Here is an 8,912-nt window from a genome sequence, read left to right as displayed (position 1 = left end):
TGAATTTGCGAGAAACCGCGGCGTTGCGGCGTGGATGGCCGGGACGAGCCCGGCCATGACGGCCTCCTGGAAATGTGCGACTCCCTTAGCCTCCAGGGGGAGGGTCGGACCGCGAAGCGAGCCGGGGTGGGGCGACCCTTCCGAATCTCGGCAGGCTGGGCGCGCGCCGCTCACCGCTCCTCCACCCCGAGCCGCTCGGCGACGAGATAGAGCGGACGGCCTTTCACCTCGGCGAAGATCAACGCGATATATTCGCCGAGCACGCCGAGCGAGAATAATTGCATGCCGCCGAAGAAGGCGATCGACACGATGAGCGAGGCGTAGCCCGGCACATCGACGCCATAGATGATCGTGCGCCAGAAATAATAGCCGGCCATGGCGAGAGCGAAAGCAGAGACGCCCATGCCGACATAGGCCCAAATCTTCAGCGGCGCCGAGGAGAAGGACATGAGCCCGTCCAAAGCGAAGCGGAGCAGCTTGCCATAGCTGAATTTGGAGCGGCCGGCGGCCCGCTCCTCCACATCGAAGGGCACGCCGATCGATTTGAAGCCGACCCAGGCGAAGAGGCCCTTGGAGAAGCGCGCCCGCTCGCGCATGCGCGAGAGCGCGTCGACAGCCTGGCGGTCGAGCAGGCGGAAATCGCCGGCGCCGCGCGGCAGCGACGTTTCGCCGAAACGATCGAACAGGCCGTAGAACACATGGGTGAAGAGGCTGCGCAGGGCGGGATCGCCGGCGCGGTCGCGGCGGACGCCGTAGACATTTTTATAACCTTCACGCCATTTGGCGACGAACGCCGGAATGATCTCCGGCGGATGCTGCAGATCGGCGTCCATCAGCACCACGGCCGCGCCGCGGACATGGTCGAGCGCCGCGGCGATGGCGATCTCCTTGCCGAAGTTGCGGCTGAAGGACACCGCCTTGACGCGCGCATCGGCGGCGTTGAGCGCGCGCAGGGCATCGAGAGTGGCGTCGCTCGAGCCGTCGTCGACGAACACGATCTCGAAGGAGCGGGCGGCCTGCTCCAGCGCCGGCATGAGCCGCGCCACGAGCGGGCCCAGATTCTGGGCCTCATTGTAGACCGGGATGGCGACGGATATTTCCGGCGGCGGATTTTCGGCTATATCGACCATTGCTCGCCTTATCGCTTCGAACAGGGGAAGACCTAGGCGGGCGCGCGAAATTGCGCAACAGGGGAGCAGCGCGGGGAGCTGGACGAGTCATGGCGGCGAGATCCATCGCGCTCTGCGCGGATGATTACGGACTGTCGATGGGCGTCAGCCTCGGCATTCTCGAGGCGCTGGAGGCGGGACGGCTCTCCGCCGTCTCGGCCATGTCCAACAGCGCCTTCTGGCCCGCCATGGGCCGCGAGCTGGCGCGCCGCCGCCTCGACGCCGATATCGGCCTGCATTTCAATCTAACGCTCGGCGCGCCCTTGTCCGCCATGCCGAAATTCGCGCCGAACGGCGCGCTGCCGCCGGTCGGCGATGTGATTCGCGCCGCGATGCGCGGCAGGCTGCCGATGGAGGAGATCACCGCCGAGATCGAGCGCCAGCTCGACCGCTTCATCGCCGTGATGGGCCGCGCGCCCGACCATCTCGACGGACATCAGCATGTGCATGTGCTGCCCGGGGTGCGCACGGCGCTGTTCGACGCGCTGGAGCGCCGCGACCTCGCCGGCCGGGTCTGGCTCCGCGACGCCGGCGACAGCCTCGTCCGCATTTTTCTGCGCGGCTCCGACATGCGCAAGGCGCTCGCGGTGCGCGCCATCGGCCGCGGCTTCAAGCGCGAGGCGAAGGAGCGCGGCTTTCCGCTCAACGACGGCTTCGCCGGCTTCTCGGATTTCGATCCCGAGGGCAATTACGCCGCGCGCTTCGAGAATTATCTGCGCGCGCCGGGCGAGCGCCATCTGGTGATGTGCCACCCCGGCCACGTCGACCGCGATCTCATCGCGCTCGACCCGGTGACCGTGACGCGCGAGCAGGAGCTGGCCTTTCTGCTCTCGCCCGGCTTCGAGCAAGCGATGGCGCTGCGCGGCGCCAGGCTCGGACGGCTCGGGCGGCCCTGACGACAGCGCATCGAGCGGGTAGAGCGAGCCTTTAAGGCTCGCGGTCCAGGGGACGCGCTCGGACGCGAGCCTTCAGGCTCGCTTCCCGAGTCCGATCTCTATGTCCAACCCCACATCGAGCGTCCGCGCCGAATGGGTGAGCGCGCCGACGGAGATCAGATCGACGCCGGCCTCGGCGATGGCGGCGATCGTCTCCAGCGTCACGCCGCCCGAGGCTTCGGCGACCATGCGGCCGCCGATCAGCGCCACCGCCTCGCGCAGCAGAGGCGGCGGCATATTGTCGAGCAGCACGATATCGGCGCCCTCGGCGAGGACCTCCTTCAGCTGATCGAGCGTGTCGACCTCGATCTCGATCTTCACCATATGGCCCGCAAAGGCCTTCGCCGCGCGCAGGGCGGGAATGACGCCGCCGGCGACGGCGATGTGATTGTCCTTGATCAGCACGGCGTCGTCGAGGCCGAAGCGATGATTGGCGCCGCCGCCGCAGCGCACCGCATATTTTTCAAAAGCGCGCAGCAGCGGCGTGGTCTTGCGCGTGTCGCAGACCTTCGCCTTGGTATGGGCGATGCGCTCGGCGTGGCGCGCCGTGAGCGAGGCGATGCCGCTGAGCCGCCCGAGAAAATTGAGCGCCACGCGCTCGGCCGAGAGAATGGCGCGCGCCGGGCCTTCGATCTGCGCCAGCACATCGCCATCGCCGATGCGCGCGCCGTCCAGCGTCGCGGGCGTGAAGATCACCGCAGCATCGACGAGGCGAAAGGCGACCGCGGCCACGCCGAGGCCCGCGACGACGCCCGCCTCGCGCGCGGCGATGACGGCGCGGGCGCGGGCGGCCTCGGGAATCGTCGCCTGTGTGGTGATGTCGCCCGCGCGGCCGAAGTCTTCGGCGAGAGCGGCGCGAACCGCGTCCTCGACGAGGTGAGCGGGAGGGGTCCAGGGAGACGTCATGCGCCGCCTCGCGCGCGGCAAAGAGCGAGCCTGAAGGCTCGCGGTCCAGGGCGCGCGCCGGACCGCGAGCCTTCAGGCTCGCTTTCCCGAAGATCGACGAAAGCCCGCCTCATTTCAGCGCCTCCTCCACGAATTCGCGCGCCTGCGCCAGCGTCATATAGGAGCGCTGCGCCAGAGCGGCGTCGGCCTGCGGGAAATCGGCGCGGAAATGCGCGCCGCGACTCTCTCGCCGCGCCAGCGCCGCGCTGGTCGCCAGCAGCGCGGCCGTCGTCATATTGCGGAATTCGGCGCTCGCCGTCGCGGCCTCGAGGCGCAGGATCGCGGCGAGCGCGCGCGTCAGCCCGGCGCGGTCGCGGATGACCCCCACATCGCGGGCCATCGTGTCGCGCAGCTCTTCGACGAGATCGAGCGGGGCGGCGGCGGCGGTTTCGCCACCGGCGGGCGGCGCGGGCGGGCTCTGCGCCTCCTCGCGCGTCGCGGGAATATGCTCGGCGATGCGCGCCGCGAACACCACCGCCTCGAGCAGCGAATTGGAGGCGAGGCGATTGGCGCCGTGCAGGCCGGTCGCAGCGACCTCCCCGGCCGCCCAGAGACCCGCGAGGGAGGTCCGCCCGCAAGCGTCGGCGGCGACGCCGCCCATGTGGTAATGCGCGGCCGGCGCGATCGGAATGGGCGCTGTGACAGGATCGACGCCGCCGGCCCGGCAGCTCGCATGGACGGTCGGAAAGCGCGCGGGGAATTCCGCGCCGACAGTGGCGCGCGCATCGAGAAAGGCGCCGCGCCCCGCCGCGATGGAGGCGAAGACGCCGCGCGCGACGATATCGCGCGGCGCGAGCTCGGCGGCCGGGTCGATGTCGGCCATGAAGCGATGGCCGGAACGATCGACGATGATCGCTCCCTCGCCGCGCAGCGATTCCGTCGCCAGCGGCGCCGGATCGACGCCGATGTCGATGGCGGTCGGATGGAATTGCACGAATTCCGCATCGGCGATCAGCGCGCCGGCGCGCGCCGCCATCGCCAGTCCGACGCCGCGGGCCTCCACGGGATTGGTGGTGACGCGATAGAGATGACCGATTCCGCCCGTCGCCAGCACGATCTCGGAAGAGAGAAAGTCACGCAGCAGGCCGTCGCGCCCGCGCGCGCGCAGGCCGATGGCGCGGCCCTCCCGCGTGAGCAGCTCCTGCGCGCAATAGCCTTCCATCAGCTCGATCGAAGGCGCCTCGCGCACGCGGGCGACGAGCGTCTCCATTATGGCGCGGCCCGCCGTGTCGCCCTTCACGCGCACGATGCGGCGCTCGCTGTGGGCCGCCTCGCGCGAGGGCGTGAGCTCGCCGTCGACGCGATCGAAAGGCACGCCATAGGCGAGGAGATCGTCGATGCGCGCGCGGGCCTCGCGCGCCACGCCGAGCGCGATGCGCGCATCGACAATGCCGGCGCCGGCCTTCAGCGTGTCCTCGGCGTGACGCTCGGGCGAATCCGTGTCGAGCACGGCCGCCGCCACGCCGCCCTGCGCCCAGAACGAGGCGGCGCCTTCGTCGATCGAGCCGGGGGTCAGCACGGCGACGCGGCGCGGGGCGAGCTTCAGCGCGCAGAACAGGCCGGCGAGGCCGCCGCCGACAATGAGGATGGGGGGAGCCTGCGTCACCAATGGAGGGGGCGCGCCGGCCATCAGTCGACCGCGACAGTGGCGAGCTTGGCGAGCGCCTCGCTCTCGCGCGCGATCGCCGCGGCGACGAGGCCGCGCGTGCGCTCGGGCAGCGGCAGGGCCAGCGCCGCCGCATGGCCCTTGGGCGACATCTTGCAGAGAGTCTTGGCCAGGATATCGACGATCTTGTCGTCGTCATAGTCTTTGTATTTCTCGTGGAAGTCGTCGAAATAATGCTCGAGGAAGACGATCGCCGCGACATTCTCCAGCGCTTGGGATTCGCGGTCCTTCTTCAGCTTCTCCTTGCGGATCAGCGACCCGACGTGAGCGACGGCCTCCTCCTCATAGCCTTGCGCGCGCATCAGCTCGCCGACGAGGCGCGCATGATGGACGCGGCAGTCCTTGCGCCATTCGTTGTAGCCATGGCGGCCGAGCGGAAAATTTTCGCGCGGAATGTCCCAGCGGCGCAGATGCTGCGCGCGCGCCGCGATCTTCAGCAGTTCCGACGCTTCCGGATAGATCGCGTCGAGACGCGCGCTCATGCGCTCGGCGTAGGCGATCTCGAATGGCTTTTCCACGCCGCCGATCTCGACCTTGCGCGGATCATCGGCGTTGGCGGCGTCGATCGACGCGACGACAGCCTCGAAACGTCCGGCAGCGATCATATGCGCTCCTCTGATAACGACCCGAGCCAGGACATTGCGCGCCACCCTCCCCTTTGAGGGGGAGGGTCGGCCTGCGAAGCAGGACGGGGCGGGGCGACGCCCCGAGACTCGGGGATGCCTGGGCTACCCCGGCCTCACATCATCCGACGTCGATCATGCGCTGCACGCTCGCGCGCGCCCGCTCGGCGATAAGCGGATCGACCATCACCTCCTCGCGCATATAAAGCAGCGAGTCGAGAATCTTCGGCAGGGTGATCCGCTTCATATGCGGGCAGAAATTGCACGGGCGCACGAATTCCGTGCCGCTCGTCTCGGCCGCGACATTATCCGCCATCGAGCATTCGGTGACGAGCAGCACGCGCGCCGGCTTGTTGCGCCGAACATAGTCGATCATCGCCGCGGTGGAGCCGGCGAAGTCGGATATCTCGACCACCTCGCGCGGGCATTCTGGATGGGCGATGATGGTCAGCCCCGGATTGTCGGCCCGATAGGCCTCGAGCTCCTGCGGCGTGAAGCGCTCATGCACCTCGCAGGCGCCGTGCCAGGCGAGAATCTTCACCTTGGTCTGCGCCGCGACATTCTCGGCGAGATAGCGATCCGGCAGCATGATGACGCGGTCCGAGCCCAGGCTCTCGACGATCTTCAGCGCGTTCGATGACGTGCAGCAGATGTCGACCTCGGCCTTCACCTCGGCCGAGGTGTTCACATAGGCGACGATCGGCACGCCCGGATATTCGGCGCGCAGCGCGCGCACATCGGCCGCGGTGATGGAGGCGGCGAGCGAGCAGCCGGCCTCCGAATCCGGCGTCAGCACCACCTTCTCGGGGCTCAGAATTTTGGAGGTCTCGGCCATGAAATGCACGCCGCCCTGCACGATGACCTCGGCCTCCGAGGCCGCGGCCAGCTTGGCGAGCTGCAGGCTGTCGCCGACGAAATCGGCGACGCAGTGGAAGATCTCCGGCGTCTGATAATTATGGGCGAGGATGACGGCGTTGCGCTCGCGCTTCAGCTCGTTGATCGCCTTCACATAGGGCGCATGGAAAGGCCATTCGATCGCCGGAATGACCTTGGCCACCCGCGCATACAGGCAGGCGGTCGCCGCTTCCACGTCCTTGTTCCAGGCGAGGCTGGGAGCCGGCAGGGCGGGGAAGCGCCGCGCCGCGCCCGGAATCGCCAAGGACGACAGAGCGGACGCCGCGGTTTTCTCGCCAGTCTGGAACGGCAGGGTCATGACCTTGCTCCGAACTGACTTATACTCATTAAGAGCATAAGTCGGCCAATCAAAACTCCCACGGGCGCCGCTCGAAGGAGGAGGATGCCTCAGCTTAGAGACTGTGTGACAATTCGGCAACCCTCGCCGAACCGTCACGAAGAGACATATGCTCGCAGTGAGCATATGTCAAACCCGCCACGGCGAGAAACCCGCTCCCTACTTTCGGTTCCGCGACACGATTCGTGAGAGCGAGCCTGAAGGGCCCGCTCTCCTTCGTTGGACCGTCAGCGCGCGAACACCGCGCCCTTGCGCTTCAGATAATTGCGATCCACATAGCCTGACTTGCCCTCATAGGTCACCTTGCACCAGCGGCTCATCCAGCCCTGCTGGCAGCCGGAGGCGGCGATCTTCTGTCCGGGAGGGATTTGCGCGATCGCCTTCCATTTATTGCCCGGGCCGGACCGCAACGCGGTGATGTCGCGCGTCACCAGCGGGGCGACGACGACGCTGCTGCTGGTCGGAGCGAGCGTGTTGGCGGGGACGAAGCCCCTCTTGCCTTTGAAGTGGACTTGGCACCAATCGCGCTTCCAGCCCGGCCCGCAATTGTCGAGCTGGACTTTTGCCCCGGCGGGGATCTGCGCCACGACCGGCCATTTCGCGCCGGGGCCGGAGCGCATGTTCGAGAAATCCGTGGCGATGCGCGGAGCCGCCGAAGCCATGGCGGCGACGAGGACGAAGAACGCCGCGAGGAGCGGCGAGGCGAGCCGAATTTGCATGGCGATCTCCTGTCTTTTCACCAAAATTGTCGAGATAGGGAATCTCGAAGGGAGCAAGACCGAGAACTCTTTTCCGGGCCCTTGGTTCCGCCATCGCTTTCGGGCCAATTCGAAACAGGATTTCTCGAGCAGTCCCGGCGCGTCGCAGGCTGGCTCGCGCGACAGAAGCTGCTATAGACGCCCCTCATGCCGCAACGATCGACGCCCCTCGCCTTTCCGCATCGCCATCTGCTCGGGATCGAGGGACTGCGGCGTCCCGACATCGTGACCCTGCTCGATATGGCCGAGGATGCGATCGAGGTCTCGCGCCAGGTCGAGAAGAAGCGCGCGACGCTGCGCGGGCGCACGCAGGTCAATCTGTTCTACGAGGCCTCGACCCGCACCCAGGCCTCGTTCGAGATCGCCGGCAAGCGCCTCGGGGCCGATGTGATGAACATGTCGGTCGCCAATTCCTCCGAGAAGAAGGGCGAGACGCTCGTCGACACGGCGATGACGCTCAACGCCATGCGCCCCGACATTCTCGTGATCCGCCATGCGCAGGCGGGCGCCGTTCATCTGCTCGCGCGCAAGGTCGATTGCGCCGTGGTCAACGCCGGCGACGGCGCCCATGAGCATCCGACCCAGGCGCTGCTCGACGCCCTGACCATCCGCCGCCACAAGGGCCGCATCGACGGCCTCACCGTGGCCATTTGCGGCGACGTGCTGCATTCGCGCGTCGCGCGCTCCAATATTCTGCTGCTCGGCGCGCTCGGCGCGCGCGTGCGCGTCGTCGGGCCCTCGACCCTCGCGCCCGATTCGCTGGCGCGGCTCGGCGTCGATGTGTTCCACGACATGCGCCGCGGACTCGACGGCGTCGACATCGTGATGATGCTGCGGCTGCAGCGCGAGCGCATGAACGGCGCCTTCGTGCCGAGCACGCGCGAATATTTCCACTTCTTCGGCCTCGACGAGGAGAAGCTGCGCTTTGCCGCGCCGGACGCACTGGTGATGCATCCGGGGCCGATGAATCGCGGCGTCGAGATCGACTCGAGCGTGGCCGACGGCGCGCGCTCGCTCATCCGCGATCAAGTGGAAATGGGCGTCGCCGTGCGCATGGCGGTTCTGGAGGCGCTCGCGCAGCATCTGCCGAATGTGTAGAATGACGGCCTTAGCGCTATCTGATTGGGAATTCTGATCGCTCGAACAATTCCGCTCGAGCAGAAAGCGCGCCGGCCGATTGCAGGGGGCTCCTCATGCTGAAGATCCTACGGCTGATCACGCTGTTCCTCGAAGGCGTCCTCCAGCAATTCGTCAATGGAGTCGGCGTCGTCGGCCTGATGGCGGCGGTCGCCGCCGGCTTCCTGCGCGCGCCCTGGTGGAGCGTTCTGGTCCTGACGCTCGGTTTCGGCGGCGGCGTCGCCTTCTTCTTCCCCGACACGATCACGATTTCGGACAAGGCGGCCAGCGCCAGCGAGCGGCTGTTCTTCATGCTGGCGATCTATTTCGTCCTGTCCCTGGTCGGCTATCTCGCCGGCCGGCTCGGACGCCATCAGATGGAACGGCGCGGCAAAGCCGCGCCGCACCCGAAAAAATCGTGACGGTCCCGGCTCGGCGCCGGGACCGC

General features: G+C 67.7%; 9 protein-coding genes. 3 read left to right on the top strand and 6 right to left on the bottom strand.

Going from position 1 to position 8,912, the window contains the following annotated elements:
- Window positions 1–170: 170 nt before the first annotated feature.
- Complete coding sequence (locus K3F48_RS14910) at window positions 171–1,130, bottom strand: glycosyltransferase family 2 protein (RefSeq protein ID WP_222576220.1); 960 nt, start codon at window positions 1,128–1,130, stop codon at window positions 171–173.
- Window positions 1,131–1,219: 89 nt separating this feature from the next.
- Here K3F48_RS14910 and K3F48_RS14905 point away from each other — a divergent pair, with 89 nt between their 5' ends.
- On the top strand, window positions 1,220–2,065 hold the full coding sequence (locus K3F48_RS14905; RefSeq protein WP_222576219.1) for a ChbG/HpnK family deacetylase: 846 nt from the start codon (window positions 1,220–1,222) through the stop codon (window positions 2,063–2,065).
- A gap of 72 nt (window positions 2,066–2,137) precedes the next feature.
- On the opposite strand, the gene nadC is transcribed toward K3F48_RS14905, so the two are convergent.
- From nadC to K3F48_RS14880, 5 genes are all read right to left on the bottom strand, one after another.
- Window positions 2,138–3,010 carry a carboxylating nicotinate-nucleotide diphosphorylase gene (gene nadC / locus K3F48_RS14900; protein ID WP_222576218.1) on the bottom strand — a complete coding sequence of 291 codons (873 nt, stop codon included), beginning with the start codon at window positions 3,008–3,010 and terminating at the stop codon, window positions 2,138–2,140.
- A 109-nt stretch (window positions 3,011–3,119) separates the two neighbouring features.
- Window positions 3,120–4,679: an L-aspartate oxidase gene (locus tag K3F48_RS14895; RefSeq protein WP_222576217.1), complete on the bottom strand. Its 1,560-nt coding sequence runs from the start codon at window positions 4,677–4,679 to the stop codon at window positions 3,120–3,122.
- Window positions 4,679–5,320, bottom strand: a complete 642-nt coding sequence (locus K3F48_RS14890) for a DUF4202 domain-containing protein (RefSeq protein WP_222576216.1) — start codon at window positions 5,318–5,320, stop codon at window positions 4,679–4,681. Before K3F48_RS14890 ends, K3F48_RS14895 begins: the two co-directional genes overlap by 1 nt.
- 139 nt (window positions 5,321–5,459) lie before the next feature.
- Complete coding sequence (nadA, locus tag K3F48_RS14885; protein ID WP_222576215.1) at window positions 5,460–6,551, bottom strand: quinolinate synthase NadA; 1,092 nt, start codon at window positions 6,549–6,551, stop codon at window positions 5,460–5,462.
- A 266-nt stretch (window positions 6,552–6,817) separates the two neighbouring features.
- Window positions 6,818–7,309 carry an SH3 domain-containing protein gene (locus K3F48_RS14880; protein ID WP_222576214.1) on the bottom strand — a complete coding sequence of 164 codons (492 nt, stop codon included), beginning with the start codon at window positions 7,307–7,309 and terminating at the stop codon, window positions 6,818–6,820.
- 186 nt (window positions 7,310–7,495) lie between these two features.
- On the opposite strand from K3F48_RS14880, the gene K3F48_RS14875 reads away from it, so the two are divergent.
- On the top strand, window positions 7,496–8,446 hold the full coding sequence (locus K3F48_RS14875; protein WP_222576213.1) for an aspartate carbamoyltransferase catalytic subunit: 951 nt from the start codon (window positions 7,496–7,498) through the stop codon (window positions 8,444–8,446).
- A 95-nt stretch (window positions 8,447–8,541) separates the two neighbouring features.
- Complete coding sequence (locus tag K3F48_RS14870) at window positions 8,542–8,886, top strand: hypothetical protein (protein ID WP_222576212.1); 345 nt, start codon at window positions 8,542–8,544, stop codon at window positions 8,884–8,886.
- Window positions 8,887–8,912 lie beyond the last annotated feature (26 nt).

The sequence above is a fragment of the Methylosinus sp. Sm6 genome (assembly GCF_019802345.1).
GTDB lineage: Bacteria > Pseudomonadota > Alphaproteobacteria > Rhizobiales > Beijerinckiaceae > Methylosinus.
This window is presented reverse-complemented; position numbering and strand designations above follow the sequence as displayed.